Annotated in this window: 15 protein-coding genes; 7 read left to right on the top strand and 8 right to left on the bottom strand. The window is 70.0% G+C overall.

The window, feature by feature from the left end; translation table 11 throughout:
* Positions 1-102: 102 nt before the first annotated feature.
* From ACFXB5_RS26115 to ACFXB5_RS26150, 8 genes are all read right to left on the bottom strand, one after another.
* Complete coding sequence (locus ACFXB5_RS26115) at positions 103-819, bottom strand: ABC transporter ATP-binding protein (protein ID WP_385212016.1); 717 nt, start codon at positions 817-819, stop codon at positions 103-105.
* Entirely contained in the window at positions 816-1,733 is a 918-nt protein-coding gene (locus ACFXB5_RS26120; RefSeq protein WP_385212018.1) for an ABC transporter ATP-binding protein, read from the bottom strand. Before ACFXB5_RS26120 ends, ACFXB5_RS26115 begins: the two co-directional genes overlap by 4 nt.
* Positions 1,730-3,484: a branched-chain amino acid ABC transporter permease gene (locus ACFXB5_RS26125; RefSeq protein WP_385212020.1), complete on the bottom strand. Its 1,755-nt coding sequence runs from the start codon at positions 3,482-3,484 to the stop codon at positions 1,730-1,732. Before ACFXB5_RS26125 ends, ACFXB5_RS26120 begins: the two co-directional genes overlap by 4 nt.
* A 12-nt stretch (positions 3,485-3,496) precedes the next feature.
* Positions 3,497-4,429, bottom strand: a complete 933-nt coding sequence (locus tag ACFXB5_RS26130) for a branched-chain amino acid ABC transporter permease (RefSeq protein ID WP_385212022.1) — start codon at positions 4,427-4,429, stop codon at positions 3,497-3,499.
* A 101-nt stretch (positions 4,430-4,530) separates the two neighbouring features.
* Positions 4,531-5,763: a branched-chain amino acid ABC transporter substrate-binding protein gene (locus ACFXB5_RS26135; protein WP_385212024.1), complete on the bottom strand. Its 1,233-nt coding sequence runs from the start codon at positions 5,761-5,763 to the stop codon at positions 4,531-4,533.
* 509 nt (positions 5,764-6,272) lie between these two features.
* The gene (locus ACFXB5_RS26140) at positions 6,273-6,767 is read right to left on the bottom strand and encodes a hypothetical protein (protein ID WP_385212026.1); all 495 of its coding nucleotides are present in this window, start codon (positions 6,765-6,767) and stop codon (positions 6,273-6,275) included.
* A gap of 55 nt (positions 6,768-6,822) precedes the next feature.
* Positions 6,823-7,338, bottom strand: coding sequence for a hotdog fold thioesterase (locus tag ACFXB5_RS26145; RefSeq protein ID WP_385212028.1), 516 nt, complete (start codon positions 7,336-7,338; stop codon positions 6,823-6,825).
* Positions 7,339-7,419: 81 nt separating this feature from the next.
* A complete protein-coding gene (locus tag ACFXB5_RS26150; protein ID WP_385212030.1) occupies positions 7,420-9,702 on the bottom strand; it encodes an FdhF/YdeP family oxidoreductase in 2,283 nt (760 codons plus the stop codon).
* A 153-nt stretch (positions 9,703-9,855) separates the two neighbouring features.
* Here ACFXB5_RS26150 and polA point away from each other — a divergent pair, with 153 nt between their 5' ends.
* The 7 genes from polA (at position 9,856) to ACFXB5_RS26185 (ending at position 17,200) form a co-directional block, all read left to right on the top strand.
* Positions 9,856-12,594 (top strand): DNA polymerase I, encoded by a 2,739-nt coding sequence (polA, locus tag ACFXB5_RS26155; RefSeq protein ID WP_385212031.1) that lies wholly within the window; start codon positions 9,856-9,858, stop codon positions 12,592-12,594.
* A 113-nt stretch (positions 12,595-12,707) separates the two neighbouring features.
* Entirely contained in the window at positions 12,708-14,513 is a 1,806-nt protein-coding gene (locus tag ACFXB5_RS26160; protein ID WP_385212033.1) for a lytic murein transglycosylase, read from the top strand.
* A 171-nt stretch (positions 14,514-14,684) separates the two neighbouring features.
* Positions 14,685-14,819, top strand: a complete 135-nt coding sequence (locus tag ACFXB5_RS26165; RefSeq protein ID WP_385212035.1) for an SPW_0924 family protein — start codon at positions 14,685-14,687, stop codon at positions 14,817-14,819.
* A 16-nt stretch (positions 14,820-14,835) separates the two neighbouring features.
* Positions 14,836-15,837 (top strand): DUF3068 domain-containing protein, encoded by a 1,002-nt coding sequence (locus tag ACFXB5_RS26170; RefSeq protein WP_385212036.1) that lies wholly within the window; start codon positions 14,836-14,838, stop codon positions 15,835-15,837.
* A 2-nt stretch (positions 15,838-15,839) separates the two neighbouring features.
* On the top strand, positions 15,840-16,460 hold the full coding sequence (locus ACFXB5_RS26175) for a hypothetical protein (RefSeq protein WP_385212038.1): 621 nt from the start codon (positions 15,840-15,842) through the stop codon (positions 16,458-16,460).
* Positions 16,461-16,607: 147 nt separating this feature from the next.
* Entirely contained in the window at positions 16,608-16,826 is a 219-nt protein-coding gene (locus tag ACFXB5_RS26180) for a hypothetical protein (RefSeq protein ID WP_020872172.1), read from the top strand.
* Positions 16,823-17,200 carry a hypothetical protein gene (locus tag ACFXB5_RS26185; RefSeq protein ID WP_385212040.1) on the top strand — a complete coding sequence of 126 codons (378 nt, stop codon included), beginning with the start codon at positions 16,823-16,825 and terminating at the stop codon, positions 17,198-17,200. Before ACFXB5_RS26180 ends, ACFXB5_RS26185 begins: the two co-directional genes overlap by 4 nt.
* Positions 17,201-17,596: the final 396 nt, after the last annotated feature.

Raw genomic sequence — 17,596 nt, forward strand, 5'->3', positions numbered from 1 at the left:
CAGGGGCGGCCGCGGAGGAGGTCCCGCCCCCACACGGCGCGATTGCCGGGGGCCCGGCCCCCCCCGCCCCCGCCGGGGCGTGCGGACCCTTTTCGTCGGCTCTCAGTCCTCGCCGAGGTACGCCTTCCGCACCGACTCGTCGTGCAGCAGCGTCTCGCCCGTCCCCGACAGCACGATCTTGCCGATCTCCATCACATGGCCCTGGTCGGCCAGCGACAGCGCCGCCTGGGCGTTCTGCTCGACCAGCAGGATCGTCGTGCCCTGGGACTTGAGCTCGGCGATGGTCTGCATGATCTTCTGCATCATGATCGGCGAGAGGCCCATCGAGGGCTCGTCGAGCATCAGCAGCTTGGGGCGGGACATCAGCGCTCGCCCCATCGCGAGCATCTGCTGCTCACCGCCGGAGAGGGTGCCCGCCGCCTGGTTGCGGCGCTCGCCGAGGATGGGGAAGAGCTCGTAGGCGTGCCGGATGTCGGCGGCTATGCCGTCCGCGTCCTTCCGGAGGAACGCTCCGAGCTGGAGGTTCTCGGCGATCGACAGCCGCGGGAAGATATGCCGCCCCTCGGGCGAGTGGGCCAGCCCCAGGGCGACGATCTTGTGCGCGGGGACGCCCCTCAGCGGCTTGCCGTCGAAGCGGATCTCCCCGCCGAGCGGCTCGAGCAGGCCGGACAGGGTGCGCAGCGTGGTCGTCTTGCCCGCGCCGTTGGTACCGATGAGGGTGACGACCTGTCCGGCCTCGACGCTGAACGAGATGCCCTTGACGGCCTCGATCTTGCCGTAGGCGACCCGCAGGTCCTCGACCTCGAGCAGTGCGGTCACTGTCCGTCCTCCGTACGTGCTGTGGTGCCCCGCTGGGCCTCGTCCTGCGTGGCCCCTCCCGTGGCTCCGGTCGTGGCCCCGGCCTCCGCGGCCTCGACCTCGGCGGCCTCCTCCGCGCCCGGCGCGCCCTCGAAGGGGGTGCCGAGGTAGGCGGCGATGACGCGCTCATCGCTCTGGACGACCTCCGAGGTGCCCTCGACGAGCTTCTGGCCCTGGACGAGCACGGCGACCCGGTCGCAGAGGTTGAAGATGAAGCGCATGTCGTGCTCGATGACGAGCACGGCGGTGCCCAGGTCCCGGATGGCGAAGACCAGTTCCTCGGTGGCGCGGGTCTCCTGGGGGTTCATTCCGGCGGTGGGCTCGTCGAGGAGCAGCAGTCCGGGGTCGCTGGCGAGGGCGCGGGCGATCTCCAGCTTGCGCTGCTCGCCGTAGGGGAGGTTGCGGGAGAGGTGGTCGGCCTTGTCGGCGAGGCCGGTGAACTCCAGGAGTTCCATGGCACGGGCCTTGGAGGCGGCCTCGGCGCGCTTGAAGCCGGGGCCGCGCAGCAGGGCCGACCACAGGCCCTCCTTGGTGCGGGTGTGGCGGCCGACGAGCACGTTCTCCAGGACCGTCATATTGGCGAAGAGCCGGATGTTCTGGAAGGTGCGCGCGATGCCCGCCTGGGTGACCAGGTGGGGCTTGGGCGGCAGCACGGTGCCCCGGTAGGCGACTCTGCCCTCGGTGGGGACGTACAGACCGGTGAGGCAGTTGAAGAAGGTGGTCTTGCCCGCGCCGTTGGGCCCGATGAGGCCGACGATCTCGCCGGGGTGGACGTCGAGGTCGACCGCTTGTACGGCCGTGAGTCCGCCGAAGCGCATGGTGACGCCGGTGGCGGTGAGCACGGGGGAGGTCGTGGTGGTGGTCATCGCTGTCATGCCTCCGCCTTGGTGACGCCGACGGCACTGTCCTTGAGTCCGGTGGCGCCGGGGACGTCGAGCTGGCCGGTCTCGTGGTACTCGAGCTGCTGCCGCCGGTTGGGGACGATCCCCTCGGGGCGGAAGCGCATCAGCAGGATGAGCGCGATACCGAAGGCGAGGAGCTGGTAGTCCTGGAGGAACTCCAGCTTCTTGGGGATCAGATAGAGCAGGGTGGCGCCGAGCAGCGGGCCGCCGATGGTGCCCATGCCGCCGAGGATGACGGCGGCCACCAGGAAGGTGGAGTTGGGCGGGACGGGTCCGGCGAAGACGTACTGCTCGGGGACGACCGTGGACTGGAAGTGGGCCCATACGGCACCGGCGACCCCGGCCAGGGTGGCGCCGAGCGCGAAGGCGATGAGCTTGACCCGGAATCCGTTGATGCCCATGGCGGTGGCGGCGGTCTCGTCCTCGCGGATGGCGACCCAGGCGCGGCCGATGCGGGAGTTGCCCGCCCGGCTGAAGATCAGCACCACGAGGACGGTGACCAGCAGCATCAGCAGGTAGTAGTTGCCGTTGGAGTCGAGGGTGAGCCCGCCGACGCTGTGGTCGTCGTTGAAGTTGAACCCGAAGATCTCCAGCGGAGGGATGTTGGGGATGCCGTCGGGGCCGTTGGTGACGGAGGGCCCGGAGGTGCCATCGAGGTTCAGCATGGCGAGACGGAAGATCTCTCCGAAACCGAGGGTCACGATGGCGAGATAGTCGCCGCGCAGCCGCAGGGTGGGGGCGCCGATGATCACGCCGAAGATCAGGGAGACCACGCCGCCGGTGATCACGGCGGCCCAGAAGGGGAACTTGATGTCGAGGGTCGAGGCGGTGGATCCGGAGACCAGGGCGGCGGTGTAGGCGCCGACGCCGAGGAAGGCGACATACCCGAGGTCGAGGAGGCCCGCGAGGCCGACGACGATGTTCAGGCCGAGGGCGACGGTCGCGAAGATGGCGATGTTGACGCCCAGTTCGGTGAAGCTGGACTTGTCCTGGAAGAAGGGGAAGACGATCGCGGTGATCAGCGCCGCCACCAGGGTGACGGAGCGGTAGGAGCTGGTGAGCTCGCTGATCCGGCTGATGAGCCCGGCCTTGACCAGGGCGGCGGCCGCGAATCCGACGGCGATGAGGTAGCCGAGGAACGGCTCGGGGTGGTCGGCGTCGGTCTGGATGCCGTAGTTGACCACGTACAGGCCGACGGCGAAGACCGCCGCGATGATCAGGATCTCGGCCCAGGAGGGCAGCTTCTCGGGACGGCACAGCGGTCGGCTGTCGTCCGGGAGCAGGAAGGTGGTGGCCACGGGGGCGGCGGTCACCACGGCGGCGATCCAGCCGCCCGGTTCCAGGTTGACCAGGCCGTCCAGATCCACCGCGATGGCGATGACGGTGAACCAGGTGACGGCGAAGGTGCCGAGGGCCAGCATCCGCAGGGCCTGGGTGGAGCCGCTGGGGGTGAGCCAGCGCAGGCCCTTGAGGTCGAGGGCGGCCAGTGCGAAGACGCCGGTGGCGATACCCAGGACGAGAGTGAGGAGCTGCAGTCCGCCGGGGTAGCCGTAGACGGTCAGATCGCCGGGGAATTCGGCGGTCCAGGTCCAGGCCAGGAAGGTGGAGACGACGGCGGCGGCGCCGCCGGCCGCGGTGAGGGCCCGGAGCAGGGTGGTGCGCGGGGCGGGTGCGCCGGCCTCGGCCTTGCGCACGGCGGTGGGCTGGGTCTTGTCGGTGGTCATCGGTTCACTCCCTCACGCCCGGTCCGCTACGCGTTCGCCGAGCAGACCCTGTGGCCTGACCAGCAGGACGACGATGAGCAGGGTGAAGGCCCATACGTCCTTCCAGGCACCGCCGCCGAGCTGGTCCATCCCGGGGATGTCCTGGATGTACTTGATGGCCAGGGCCTCGACGACGCCCAGGACGACGCCGCCGAGCATGGCGCCGTAGATGTTGCCGATGCCGCCGAGCACGGCGGCGGTGAACGCCTTGAGACCGGCGATGAAGCCCATCTCGAAGTTGATCTGGCCGTACTTGAGCCCGTGGGAGAGGGCGGCGACGGCGGCGAACGCACCGCCGATGGCGAAGGCCATCACGATGATGCGGTCGGTGTTGATGCCCATGAGCTTGGCGGTGTCGGGGTCCTGCGCGGTGGCCTGCATGGCGCGGCCGGCCCGGCTCTTGGAGACGAACAGCCCGAGGGCGAGCATGCACAGCGGGGCGGCGATGAGGAGGAAGGCGTCGCCGCGCTGGATGTGCAGATTGTCGAGGATCTCGAACGACGATCCCTCGAACTGCGGGAAGCTGCGGGGCTTCTTGGCGTCGGGGTAGAAGGCCCAGACGGCCTGCTGCAGTGCGATGGACAGACCGATCGCGGTGATCAGGGGGGCGAGCCGGGGGCCGCCGCGCAGGGGCCGGTAGGCGAAGCGTTCCGCCGCGGTGGCGATGGCGACCGAGGCGACGATGCCGCCGATCAGCATCAGGGGCAGTGCGAGGGAGAGCGCGGTGCCGCTGGGCAGCCAGATGTAGATGGTGAGGGCCCCGAAGCCCCCGATCATGAAGATCTCGCCATGGGCGAAGTTGATGAGCTGGACGATGCCGTAGACCATGGTGTACCCGATGGCGATCAAGCCGTAGAGGGCGCCAAGGGTCAGGCCGTTGACCAGCGTTTGCGGCAGTTCGTACACCGCAGGGCCTCCGATGAGCGTGTCGGATATGACACCGCGCGAGGGCGATGGGTACGCCCTCGCGCGGATTCGTTTCGTGGGTGTGCGGATCGCTGCCGGGGTCAGTCCTTGAAGGTCTCGCTCTTCACGGACTTCCAGGCGCCCTTGGTGACCTTGTAGACGGTCAGCTGCTTGTTCGTGGTGTCGCCGTACTGGTCGAAGGAGACCTTGCCGGTGACGCCGTCGAAGGAGACCTTGCCGAGCGCCTTGGTGATCTTGGCGCGGGCGTCGTCCGGGAGCTTGCCGTCGTTGTCCTCGACCACGGCCTTGACGGCCTGGATGATGGCCCAGCCGGCGTCGTAGGAGTAGCCGCCGTAGGCCGCGTACGGGTCCTTGTAGTGCTGGTCCGCGTAGTTCTTCACGAACGTCTTGGCGGAGTCGAGCTGCTCGACCGGGTAGCCGACGGAGGTGGCGAGGTCACCGTCGTTGTTGGTGCCCGACGCCTTGATGAAGGCGGGGTCGTAGATACCGTCGCCGCCCATGATCGGGACCTGCGCGCCGGCCTGCTTGACCTGGTCGGACAGCAGACCGCCCTCGGGGTACTGGCCGCCGAAGTAGACCGAGTCGGCACCGGAGGACTTCACCTTGTTGGAGATGCCGGAGAAGTCGGTCTCCTTGACGGTCAGGTGGTCCCGGCCGACGACCTTGCCGCCGAGGCGCTTGAACTCCTCGGCGAAGATGGTGGCGAGGCCGTTGCCGTACGCCTGCTTGTCGTCGATGACGAAGACCTTCCGCTTCTTCGCGTCCTTGTAGTAGTACTGCGCGGCGAAGCGGCCCTGGATGATGTCGGTGGTCGCGGTGCGGAAGTAGGTCTTGAAGGGGCGCGACTTCTTGCCCGAGGCCCAGTCGTCGCCCTGGCTGAGGGCCGGGTTGGTGTTGGCGGGGGAGACCTGGGCGAGGTCGCCTCTGTCGAAGACGCCCTGCATGGACTGGGCGACGCCCGAGTTGAGCGGCCCGACCGCGCCGAGGATGTCCTCGTCGTCGACCATCGAGGTCGCGTTCGCCTTGCCGGAGGAGGGCACGGCCTGGTCGTCGAAGGACTTGACCTTGAAGGTGACCCCGTCCACCTCGTTGTTCTTGTTGGCTATCTTCGCCGCGAGGTCGACGGAGTTCTTGATGCCCTGGCCGAGAGCGGACAGCGAGCCGGTGAGCGGGGCGTCGACACCGATGACCACGGTCGTCTTGCTGTCCTTGCCGCCACTGTCGTTTTTGTCGTCCCGCGACCCGCAGGCGCTGAGAGTGAGGGCGCCCGCGGTGATGGCGGTCGTCATGATGAGCAAGGAACGGTGTCGCACGAGGAATCCTTTCGCTGGCCCGGCACCCCGGGTCCATGGGGTGCCGTGTCCTCGCCGGGTGAACCTGGAATGGCCGTGTGGGCGCGGCGTACACCCCACGGGGCCGTGACTGGCTGTGACTCTAAGCGCGGGGGGCGACGTGGGGCAGAGGTCCAGGCCATGATGTGACTGTCTTGTTATGACGCGCGTCACCCCGGGATGTCCGTGTAGCGGAACGGAAGGGACGAATAGGGCGCATTTGGACCAATCATTAGGTCCGGATCCTGAGAAGGTGCAGTTCCGCTAAGGAGTGCGCTGAGCTTGTGAATGAAGCGCGGAGGCGGGTGCGCGGATGAGCGCGGGAAGATCGATTTCGTAGTCGCCGAGGGTGCTGAATGTGCGATCTTATGTTGCGTCAGTGTTACGCAGTGTTACGGCTGACGGTGCGGTCCGCGGCCCGTCCGGGGCGGTGGGCGGGGGTTCCGGAATGGTGTCGGGCCGGTGTCGCGCCGGTGTCGGGCCGGTGCGGCTCAGGTCGGCGGGCGCCAGTTCTCGGAGCTGTGGGTGGCGCCGTTCGCGGCCGCGCAGCGGCGCTCGGCCAGCCGCTTGATCAGCTCTTTGGCCGCCGGGGTGCCATGCCGCTTCCGCTCGGCGCGCGCGGCCTGGACGATGTCGTCGTAGATCTCGTACTGCTCGTTGGAGAGCCCCTTCTGCTCCCAGTCGAGCCCGGCCCACTGGCTGCCCGCGAGGTCCTGCTCGGCCCAGTAGGAGATGAGGTCGGCGCACAGCCGTACGGGGGAGGTGGCCTGCGGTGTGGGGCCGTGAGGGGCGGGCGTGGACGCCGGGGCGCTACGGGATTCGCTGGAGCTGTGGGAGCCGCCGGGGTTGTGGGAGCCGCCGGGACTGTGGGAGCCGTCCGAGGGGCCGGAACCGGAGCTGCCGCATCCGGTCACCGTCACGGCGAGTACGAGAGCGCATCCACGGACGGCGGCGGGCCAGGAGCCCGCCCGGGTCGTTGCCCCCATGGAGAGTCACGGTAGACCCGGCCTCCCAGGGGGACAACGGTGATGGCGCCGGGCGTCACGCCTCGGCGCGGTCCTTCGCCTCGGTGATGTCGGCGACCGTCCTGGCCCGCCCGGCGTCGTCCACCTCGCGCAGCAGGCAGGTGAGGCGGGCGGTGCACACCCGCCGGTCCTGCTCATCGCTGATGACGATCTCGTAGGTGGCGGTGGAGCGGCCCCGGTGGACGGGGGTGGCCACGCCGGTGACCAGGCCCGAGCGGGCGCTCCGGTGGTGGGTGCAGTTGAGGTCCACACCGACCGCGATCCGCCCGCTGCCGCCGTGGAGCATCGAGCCGACCGAGCCGAGGGTCTCGGCCAGCACGGCGGAGGCGCCGCCATGCAGCAGCCCGTACGGCTGGGTGTTGCCCTCCACCGGCATGGTGCCCACGACCCGCTCGGCCGAGGCCTCGACGATCTGCACGCCCATGCGGGTGCCGAGGTGTCCGGCGGAGAACAGCGCGGGAAGATCCACGCCGAGCGCCGCGTACTCGTCGAGTACCTCTTGCGGGAACTTCACGCTGGTCTGCTCGCCCATCGGGACAGGCTCCGTTCGGTTGCTGTGGTGGCCACCTTCGCTTGTGGTGGCCACCTTCTTACCAGGCAACTGAGCAAACGCTTAGGCCGGGGTCGTCTGTTCCAGGCGGACCACCACGGACTTGCTCGCCGGGGTGTTGCTGGTGTCGGCGGTGGCGTCCAGCGGGACCAGGACGTTGGTCTCCGGGTAGTACGAGGCGGCGCAGCCGCGCGCGGTCGGGTAGTGGATCACGCGGAAGCCGGTGGCGCGCCGCTCGGTGCCGTCCTTCCACTCGCCGACCAGGTCGACGTAAGCCCCGTCGGCCAGCCCGAGCTCCCGGGCGTCCTCGGGGTGCACCAGCACCACCCGGCGGCCGTTCTTGATGCCGCGGTAGCGGTCGTCCAGGCCGTAGATGGTGGTGTTGTACTGGTCGTGGGAGCGCAGGGTCTGCAGCAGCAGCCGGCCCTCGGGCGCCTCGGGGTACTCGATGGGGGCCGCCGTGAAGTTGGCCTTACCGGTGGCGGTGGGGAAGCTGCGGCTGTCGCGCGGGGCGTGCGGCAGGGCGAAACCGGAGGGGTCGCTCACCCGGTCGTTGAAGTCCTCGAAGCCGGGGATGACGGCCGCGATGCGGTCGCGGACGCGCGCGTAGTCCTTCTCGAACTCTTCCCAGGGGGTGCGGCTCTCGGGGCCAAGCACCCGGCGGGCCAGCCGGCAGACGATGGCCGGCTCGGAGAGCAGATGAGAGCTCGCGGGCTCCAGGCGCCCGCGGGAGGCGTGCACCATGCCCATGGAGTCCTCGACGGTGACGAACTGCGGGCCGCCGCCCTGGAGATCGCGCTCGGTGCGGCCGAGGGTGGGCAGGATCAGCGCCCGCGCGCCGGTGACCACATGGGAGCGGTTGAGCTTGGTGGAGACATGGACGGTCAGCCGCGCGGTGCGCATCGCGGACTCGGTGACCTCGGTGTCGGGGGAGGCCGCCACGAAGTTGCCGCCCATGGCGAAGAAGACCTTCGCCTGGCCGTCGCGCAGGGCACGGATGGCCCGGACGACGTCGAAGCCGTGCTCGCGGGGCGGGGCGAAGCCGAACTCGCGCTCCAGGGCGTCCAGGAAGGCCGGGGCGGGGCGCTCGAAGATGCCCATGGTGCGGTCGCCCTGCACATTGCTGTGGCCGCGCACCGGGCAGACCCCGGCGCCGGGGCGGCCGACGTTCCCGCGCAGCAGCAGGAAGTTGACGACCTCGCGGATGGTGGGCACCGAGTGCTTGTGCTGGGTCAGGCCCATCGCCCAGCACACGATGGTGCGCTTCGAGTCGAGGACCATGCGCAGCGCGCGGTCGATGTCGGCGCGGTCGAGACCGGTGGCGCGCAGCGTCTCGTCCCAGTCGGCGGCGCGGGCCGCGGCGGCGAACTCCTCGAAGCCGTGGGTGTGCTCGCCGATGAACTCCTCGTCGGTGGCGCCCTCCGTCTCCAGGATGAGCTTGTTGAGGAGGCGGAATAGGGCCTGGTCGCCGCCGATCCGGATCTGCAGGAAGAGATCGGTGAGCGCGGTGCCGCCCCCCGCGATACCGCGGGCGTTCTGCGGGTTCTTGAACCGCTCGAGACCGGCCTCGGGCAGCGGGTTGATGGAGATGATCTTCGCGCCGTTGGCCTTGGCCTTCTCCAGGGCGGAGAGCATGCGCGGGTGGTTGGTGCCCGGGTTCTGCCCGGCCACGACGATCAGGTCGGCCTTGTAGAGGTCCTCCAGCAGCACGCTGCCCTTACCGACGCCGAGGGTCTCGGTGAGCGCCGAGCCGGAGGACTCATGGCACATGTTGGAGCAGTCGGGCAGGTTGTTGGTGCCGAACTCGCGGGCGAAGAGCTGGTAGAGGAAGGCCGCCTCGTTGCTGGTGCGGCCCGAGGTGTAGAAGACCGCCTCGTCGGGGGAGCCGAGCGCGGTCAGCTCGTCGCCGATGATGTCGAACGCCCGGTCCCAGGTCACCGGCTCGTACCGCTCGGCGCCCTCGGGGAGGTACATCGGCTGGGTCAGCCGGCCCTGCTGGCCGAGCCAGTAGCCGCTGCGGGTGGCGAGGTCGGCCACCGGGTGGGCGGCGAAGAAGTCGGGCGTGACCCGGCGGAGGGTGGCCTCCTCGGCGACGGCCTTCGCGCCGTTCTCACAGAACTCGGCCGCATGGCGCTTGTCCGGCTCGGGCCAGGCACAGCCGGGGCAGTCGAAGCCGTCCTTCTGGTTGACGCGCAGCAGGGTGAGCGCGGTGCGGCGCACGCCCATCTGCTGGTGGGCGATGCGCAGCGAATGCCCTACGGCCGGCAGCCCGGCGGCGGCATGCTGTGGGGGTGTGACCTCGGGCGCGTCCTGGATCGGATCGCCTGCGGGCGGCTTGGCTGCCATGTCGCTCCCCTTGGGCTCGAGCGTTGCGGGACCTGGGTGTGGGGCTGTGGGTCCGATCCTGTCACGGGCCACCGACAGCCGGGGCGGCGGCCCGGTCCGGTCCGGTGGCCGGGGCGGGAGGCATTGTCGGTGGGGCGTGGCAGGATCGGGGGCGTGGCAGAGAAAGCATCGAAGAAGACCGCAGCGCCCGCGCCCGACCGCACGGGGGATGACCGTCCCCGCCTGCTCCTGCTGGACGGGCACTCCCTGGCATACCGGGCGTTCTTCGCGCTGCCGGCGGAGAACTTCAACACGACCACCGGCCAGACCACCAACGCGATCTACGGCTTCACCTCGATGCTGGCGAACACGCTGCGTGATGAGCGGCCCACGCACCTCGCCGTGGCGTTCGACGTCTCGCGCAAGACCTGGCGCTCCGAGCAGTTCACCGAGTACAAGGCGAACCGCTCCAAGTCCCCCGATGAGTTCAAGGGCCAGGTCGAGCTGATCGGCGAGCTGCTCGACGCCATGAAGATCACGCGCTTCGCGGTGGACGGCTTCGAGGCCGACGATGTGATCGCCACCCTCGCCACCCAGGCCGAGGAGCAGGGCTTCGACGTCCTGATCGTCACCGGCGACCGGGACTCCTTCCAGCTGGTCACCGACCATGTCACGGTGCTCTACCCCACCAAGGGCGTCTCCGAGCTGACCCGGTTCACCCCCGAGAAGGTGCAGGAGAAGTACGGCCTCACCCCGAGCCAGTACCCCGACTTCGCGGCCCTGCGCGGCGACCCGTCGGACAACCTCCCCGGCATCCCGGGCGTCGGCGAGAAGACCGCGGCGAAGTGGATCAATCAGTTCGGCTCCTTCAAGGAACTGGTGGAGCGGGTCGAGGAGGTCAAGGGGAAGGTCGGCGAGAAGCTCCGCGACCACCTGGAGTCCGTGAAGCTCAACCGCCGGCTGACCGAGCTGGTGCGGGACGTGGAGCTCACCGCCGGCCCCGAGGGGCTCGAGCGCGCCCCGTACGACCGGGAGGCGCTCGGGGTGATCCTGGACGCGCTGGAGTTCCGCCACCAGAACTTCCGCGACCGGATCATGGCCGTCGACCCGGGCGCGGCGGCGGACGAGCCCGCGGCCGCCGAGCCGGGTGTCGCGGTCGACGGAGTGGCGCTGGGCGCGGGCGAGCTCGCCCCCTGGTTGGAGAGCCACCGCGACGTCCCGCTGGGCCTGGCCACCGTCGACACCTGGGCGCTGGGCAGCGGCAGCGTCAGCGAGGTCGCGCTGGCCACCGGCTCCGGCCCCGCCGCCTGCTTCGACCCCTCGCGGCTGGACGAGGCCGATGAGCGGGCGTTCGCGGAGTGGATCGCGGACCCGGACCGCCCCAAGGTGCTGCACAACGCCAAGGGGATCATGCGGGTCTTCGCCGAGCACGGCTGGTCCGTCGCGGGCGTGCGCATGGACACCGCCCTCGCCGCCTATCTGGTCAAGCCGGGCCGCCGCTCCTTCGAGCTGGACGCCCTGTCGGTGGAGTACCTGGGCCGTGAGCTGTCCCCGGCGGCGGCCGCGGAGAGCGGACAGCTGGCCTTCGGCGCCGATGAAGAGGCCGAGCGGGACGCCCTGATGATCAAGGCGCGGACCATCCTGGACCTGGGTGAGGCCTTCGGCGGCCGGCTCAAGGACGTGGGCGCGGACGGGCTGCTGCACGACATGGAGCTGCCCGTCTCCGAGCTGCTGGCCCGGATGGAGCGGTCGGGCATCGCCGCCGACCGCGGCTGGCTGGAGCGCATGGAGCAGCAGTTCGCCGCCGCCGTGCAGCACGCCGTGAAGGAGGCCCACGCCGCGGTGGGCCATGAGTTCAACCTCGGCTCGCCCAAGCAGCTCCAGGAGGTGCTCTTCGGCGAGCTGGGCCTGCCCAAGACCAAGAAGACCAAGACCGGGTACACCACGGACGCCGACGCGCTGGCCTGGCTGGCCGCGCAGACCGACCACGAGCTCCCGGTGATCATGCTGCGCCACCGTGAGCAGGCGCGGCTGCGCTCCACCGTCGAAGGCCTGATCAAGACGATCGCCCCCGGCGGGCGCATCCACACCAGCTTCAACCAGACCGTGGCGGCCACCGGCCGGCTCTCCTCCACCGACCCCAATCTGCAGAACATCCCGGTGCGCACGGACGAGGGCCGGGCGATCCGGCGCGGCTTCGTCGTCGGTGACGGTTTCGAGTCGCTGATGACCGCCGACTACAGCCAGATCGAGCTGCGCGTGATGGCCCATCTCTCCGAGGACGAGGGCCTGATCGAGGCGTTCACCTCCGGTGAGGATCTGCACACCACGGTCGCCTCCCAGGTCTTCTCCGTCGACAAGTCGGCGGTCGACCCGGAGATGCGCCGCAAGATCAAGGCCATGTCCTACGGGCTGGCGTACGGCCTCTCGGCGTTCGGCCTCTCCCAGCAGCTGGGCATCACCCCCGACGAGGCCCGCAAGCTGATGGAGAACTTCTTCGAGCGGTTCGGCGGGGTGCGCGACTATCTCCAGCGGGTCGTCGAGGAGGCGCGCGCCACCGGCTATACGGAGACCATGCTCGGCCGCCGCCGCTATCTGCCGGACCTTACCAGCGACAACCGCCAGCGCCGCGAGATGGCCGAGCGGATGGCGCTCAACGCCCCGATCCAGGGCACCGCCGCCGACATCGTGAAGATCGCGATGCTCAAGGTGGACGCGGCGTTGACGAAGGAGAAACTCTCGTCGCGGATGCTGCTGCAGGTCCACGACGAAATCGTGCTGGAGATCGCGCCCGGTGAGCGGGAGCGGGTCGAGGAGCTGGTGCGCCGGGAGATGGCGGGCGCCTTCCAGCTGAGCGCTCCGCTGGGCGTATCGGTAGGATCCGGTGCGGACTGGGAGTCCGCGGCTCACTGAGAGTTCGCCCGATGGGGTGTTTGCACCGGTAGCTGCGGGCCATAAGTTGTCGTAGTGTCACCAGAGTTGACGCGCCGGGGGAGCGCATCGTGTTCGACGGGAGGGGCACACGGATGGCACCGCTTATCGGCCGACGACTGCGCAAGGGGGCGGCCACGACAGCGGTGGCGGCGGCCGCGATGGCCGCCCTCACCGCGTCCCAGGCGCCGGGTTTCGCCAATTCCGACCATGGCGACCGGAACCGGGAGCAGCGGGCGGGGGAGGCGCCGGCGCCGGATGACACCCCCATAGACGGTGGTTCCTCGTACCACACCGATCTGCCACCCCTGGTCACCCCCGACAAACCGGGCTCCTCGATCGATCTGCCCGGGCTTCCCGGAGGCAGCAACACCAAGCCCCAGGCGGGCATACCCGCGAGCGTCCTCGCCGCCTACAAGAAGGCGGAAGCGGCCCTGAGGGAGTCCAATCCCGGCTGCAATCTGCCCTGGGAGCTGCTCGCCGCGATCGGCAAGGTCGAGTCCGGCCAGGCCGGCGGCGGCAATGTGGGCGCCGACGGCACCACCGTCTCCCCCATCCTCGGCCCGGTCCTCAACGGCGACGGCTTCGCCCTGATCAAGGACACCGACGGCGGTGCCTACGACGGCGACAGTGAGCATGACCGGGCGGTCGGGCCCATGCAGTTCATCCCGTCCACCTGGGCCAGCTGGGGCCGGGACGGCAATGGTGACGGCGAGAAGGACCCCAACAACGTCTTCGACGCCGCCCTCGCCGCGGGCAGCTACCTCTGTGCGGACGGCCGCGACCTGTCCGTCAAGGCCGACCTGGACCGCGCGATCCTCGGCTACAACCACTCGCGGGAGTACCTGAACACCGTCCTGTCGTGGTTCGAGTACTACAAGCGCGGCACCCATGAGGTCCCCGACGGCACCGGTGGGATCCCCTCGGGGAACGACTCCGGCTCCGGCTCGGGCGACAAGGGCAAGGACTCGGGCAGGAATCCGGGGAAGGGCGGCGGCGAGGGCGAGGACACCGGGAAGGGCGAGGAGAACGAGGCTCACACCCTGCCCAAGCCCAACGACAACCCCGACACCACCACTCCGCCGTCCACCCCGCCGACCGGCGACACCCCCGGCACCCCGGGCAACCCCGGCACTCCGGGCACCCCCGGCACCGGGAGCCCGACCCCGAAGCCCCCCACCACTCCGCCGTCCACCCCGAGCGGCACCAGCAAGCTCACCACCGTCGGCGCGAAGGAGCTGTCCACCACCGCGGGCACCGGGTTCGACCGGTCGCCGCGCGTCAAGGCGGTGGACACCGCGGGCAAGCCGGTGGCCGGTGCCCGGGTGCGGTACGAGATCCTCGGCGACACCGACACGCGCTTCCTCGGCCTGGTCAAGTCCGCCACCGTGCTGACCGCCGCCGATGGCACCGCCACCGCGCCGAAGCTGCTCGCGGGCGAGAAGACCGGCACCTTCACCGTGCGCGCCACCGCCGTGGGGCGGGAGGCCGCCCCGGTCGAGTTCACCGCCACCGTCAAGGCCCGGCCCGTGCCGCAGGCCGACGCGCTGGCCCGGATCGGCGACAAGAAGCTCACGGCCCGGACCGGCGCCTCCTTCGCCGACGAGCTCACCGTCAAGGCCACCAAAAAGGGCAAGGACATGGCGGATGTCCCGGTGACCGCCACCATGATCACCTCGGCCAAGGACCCGAAGCCCAGCGACAAGGGGCCGTACTTCCTGGACGACAAGGACAAGCCGGTGCGCACCCTGGCCGCCCTGAAGACCGACGACCTCGGCCGGCTCACGCTGCCGAAGATCCTCACCGATGACCAGGCGGGCACCTTCCTGCTCCGCCTCACCGCCGAGGGCGGCGCCGTCCTGGATATCGAGCTGACGGTCACCCAGGCTCCCGCCTCGTAGACAAGCGCCCCTCGCACAGTTCGCCGCACCGCCCCTGAGCCCCCACCGGGCCCAGGGGCGGTGTGACGCTTTCACGCCTTCGTGTTCTCATCTGCGCCCACCGTTGCTACGGTGCCCCATCCCTGACGAAGCGTCAGGCAGCGCCTCGTACGGACCACGAGGAGGCCCCGTATGCGTGCCCTCGCCACCGCCGCGATCGGACTCGCCGCCGCCCTCGCCATCGTTCTCACGGTGACGGCCATCGGCGCCCCCAGCGGTGAGACCTCCCCGGAACCCCTGCTCACCACCGTCCCCAAGCACCCCTGAGGGAGGGACATCCGCCATGCGCCGCAGAGCAAGCCTGGTGCTGCTGGCCTTCGCAGTCTTCTTCGCCGCCCTCGCGCCGCTGCTGCGCTGGTACGCCTATCCCCGGCTGGCCAAGATCCCGCCCAGCGAGTACCAGACGGCGGTGATGGAGGCCAGTCCGGCAACCCTGCTCGACTACGGCACGATGAAGCCCCGCACCGTCCCCAAGGTCAGCATCGTGCAGACCCTGCGCGGCAATGTGCCCGCCGCGAAGAAGGTGGAGAAGGCGACCGGGCGCGATGTCGTCGTCTGGGACACCCTGTCGTATGTGGCCGGGCCCGACGGCAAGATGGTCTCCAAGATCCCCGAGCGCTATGTCTTCGACGCCCACTCCCAGGACCCGGTGCACGCGGGCGGCGAACATGTCGACGGGGACGCGGTGCGCCGCGACGGCATCGAGTACAAGTGGCCGTTCCTCACCGAGAAGCGCGACTACCGCTACTTCGACGCCCAGACCCGCACCTCCGCCCCCATCCACTACAAGGGCACCCGGAACTTCCGCGGCGTGGTGGTCTACTACTTCGAGCAGACCATCCCCTGGACCAAGGTGCCGCTGCCCAAGACCATGCCGGTCAACGGCGTCACCCCCGAGACCGTCCGCAAGGCCGGCACCTCCCGCTGGTACAGCACCAAGCGGATGTTCTGGGTCGAGCCCACCACAGGCGCCCCGGTCAACGGCCAGGAGATCCACAAGGAGGAGCTGCGCGGCGGCACACTGCTGGGCGACCGCGACCGGGTGACCGTCTTCTCCGGCCATGTGAAGATGCGCGAGGACTACATCCGGCACACGGTGGACATGGTCAAGTCCCAGCGCCAGCTGGTCCTGCTGCTCACGGCCTATCTGCCGTGGGGCTTCCTGATCCTGGGGCTGGCCCTGCTCGCGCTCGCGCTGCTGCTGGAGGCGCGCGGTCGCGCCGCGCGCCCGCCGTCCGCCCCGGCGGCGCCGGCCGCGTTGTCAGTGGCGGGCCGTAGCGTATGACCATGCCAGTGAACAGCTGCGTCCCCGGTCCCGAACTCATCGGCCACATCGCCGACTTGGCGCACCTGGAATGGACCCCGGGCGCCACGGCGGACGCCGCGAAGCGCTTCGGCTGGGTGCCCGACGGCTCCCGCACGTCCTCGTACGCCACCAACACCGGGCACTATGTCCTCCCGGAGTGGTTCGGCGGGCCCGACGACGCGGACACCGAATGCATGATCCCGTTCTGTTACTACTACGAACCGGACGACTTCGACGCGGAGTTGCAGGCCGACGGGCTCACCGGCAATGTCGACTGGCTCGCCGAGTACCACTCCGGCGACCCCGGCTGGGTCTTCGACCGCGAGGCCGACCGCTCCGGCTTCGACGGCCGGTGGCGCGCCGCCGTGGACGCCTTCAGCGGACGCCTGGGCGAGCCGGAGACCGTGGTGCGGGACGAGAAGGGCGACCACCCGTGGAACTACGCGGCATGGCGCTGCGGCGGCAATGCGGTGGTGGTCGGCCAGTGCGTCGACAACGGCTCGTACATGACCTTCGAACAGGCGCTCATATGGGTCGGGCCGCACCCCGTGGACGAGCCGTTCCCGACGGGGGAGCAGTTCGCCCTGAGGCTGGAGTGCTGAGCGGGCGCGAGTGCTCAGCGGGCTGGAGTGCTGACCGGGCCGGAGTGCTGAGCGGCGCGGCCGTCGCGTCAACCTCCGTCCTCGCGGTTCGCTCGTGGTGGCCAAGCCGGTAGTGATCAGGGTGCGGGCGTGGCTAGCATGCCGCCCATGCCTGGCATCACGATTGAGTTCACCGAGCAGGAGCTGGCCGAGCTGCGTGCCGAGGCGAGGGAGAAGGGCGTCGCGATCAAGCGGCTCGCGCACGACATACTGACCGAGGACGTGGTGCGGCGGCGTCAGAAGCAGCGCTTCGTCGAGGGCGCCGTGAAGTTCGCTCTGGCCTACAAGGCCGAGTTCGAGCGGGAGTTCCCGCACGGCATGCGGTGATCCTGTACGTCGACGCCGGTTGGGTGCTGAACGTCCAGGTCGAGGTCTCCCCGGTGAACACCCCGGTCCGGGACTGGGGTGCGCTCCACTGCATGACCGAGCGCCACCGCTACGAGCGGTTCGCGGGCGAGCCCTACTACGAGGAGGCCGCCGCCCGCGCCGCGACCTTTCTGCACACCTCACTGATCCTCGAGCCGTTCTCCGACTACAACGCCACGATCGGCGCGGCCTGTGCGCAGATGTACATGGAGGAGTCCGGAGAGCCGATCGAGCCCCCGCCGGGCGCCATGGTCGAACTGGTCCGCGACATACGGGAGATCAGCGGCTTCCGCCTCGGCGAAACCGCCCGCCGCCTACGCGCCTGGGCCGACTGACCCCGACGGATGCGCCGCGCGGCGCACCGCGTCCCGGGTTTCCTACCGCGTCCCGCGGCCCAGCGTGTCCGCGGCTCACTCCCTTGCGCGTCCTACGGCGTCCCCGGCCCCCTGCGCCGCGCACCCCCTGAGCGGCGTACCCCCTGAGCGGCGCGGCCCACTTGGCCGCGTGCCTCAGCGCCCCACGGGTCCTACCGCGTCCCGCCGTCCCACCGCCGCGTGGCCCACCGCGCCCCGCTGCCCACTGAGCGCTGAGCGGCCTCGCTGAAGTCCGGTGCGGTTCGGGTGCGCACCGAAGGGGCGCGGGGCGGTGTCGATATGCGGCTCCGCCGCGGCTGTGTCGATATGCGGCTCCGCCGCGTGGGACCGGCCACGACGCAGCCGCGGATGAACGAC

The organism is Streptomyces sp. NPDC059455 (assembly GCF_042750115.1).
GTDB classification, from domain to species: Bacteria; Actinomycetota; Actinomycetes; order Streptomycetales; family Streptomycetaceae; genus Streptomyces; species Streptomyces endocoffeicus.

Coding starts and splice junctions, on each gene's coding strand:
- ACFXB5_RS26120 (WP_385212018.1), bottom strand. CDS start 1,733: ATGACAGCGATGACCACCACCACGACCTCCCCCGTGCTCACCGCCACC.
- ACFXB5_RS26125 (WP_385212020.1), bottom strand. CDS start 3,484: ATGACCACCGACAAGACCCAGCCCACCGCCGTGCGCAAGGCCGAGGCC.
- ACFXB5_RS26140 (WP_385212026.1), bottom strand. CDS start 6,767: ATGGGGGCAACGACCCGGGCGGGCTCCTGGCCCGCCGCCGTCCGTGGA.
- ACFXB5_RS26145 (WP_385212028.1), bottom strand. CDS start 7,338: ATGGGCGAGCAGACCAGCGTGAAGTTCCCGCAAGAGGTACTCGACGAG.
- ACFXB5_RS26150 (WP_385212030.1), bottom strand. CDS start 9,702: ATGGCAGCCAAGCCGCCCGCAGGCGATCCGATCCAGGACGCGCCCGAG.
- ACFXB5_RS26160 (WP_385212033.1), top strand. CDS start 12,708: ATGGCACCGCTTATCGGCCGACGACTGCGCAAGGGGGCGGCCACGACA.
- ACFXB5_RS26165 (WP_385212035.1), top strand. CDS start 14,685: ATGCGTGCCCTCGCCACCGCCGCGATCGGACTCGCCGCCGCCCTCGCC.
- ACFXB5_RS26170 (WP_385212036.1), top strand. CDS start 14,836: ATGCGCCGCAGAGCAAGCCTGGTGCTGCTGGCCTTCGCAGTCTTCTTC.
- ACFXB5_RS26175 (WP_385212038.1), top strand. CDS start 15,840: ATGCCAGTGAACAGCTGCGTCCCCGGTCCCGAACTCATCGGCCACATC.
- ACFXB5_RS26180 (WP_020872172.1), top strand. CDS start 16,608: ATGCCTGGCATCACGATTGAGTTCACCGAGCAGGAGCTGGCCGAGCTG.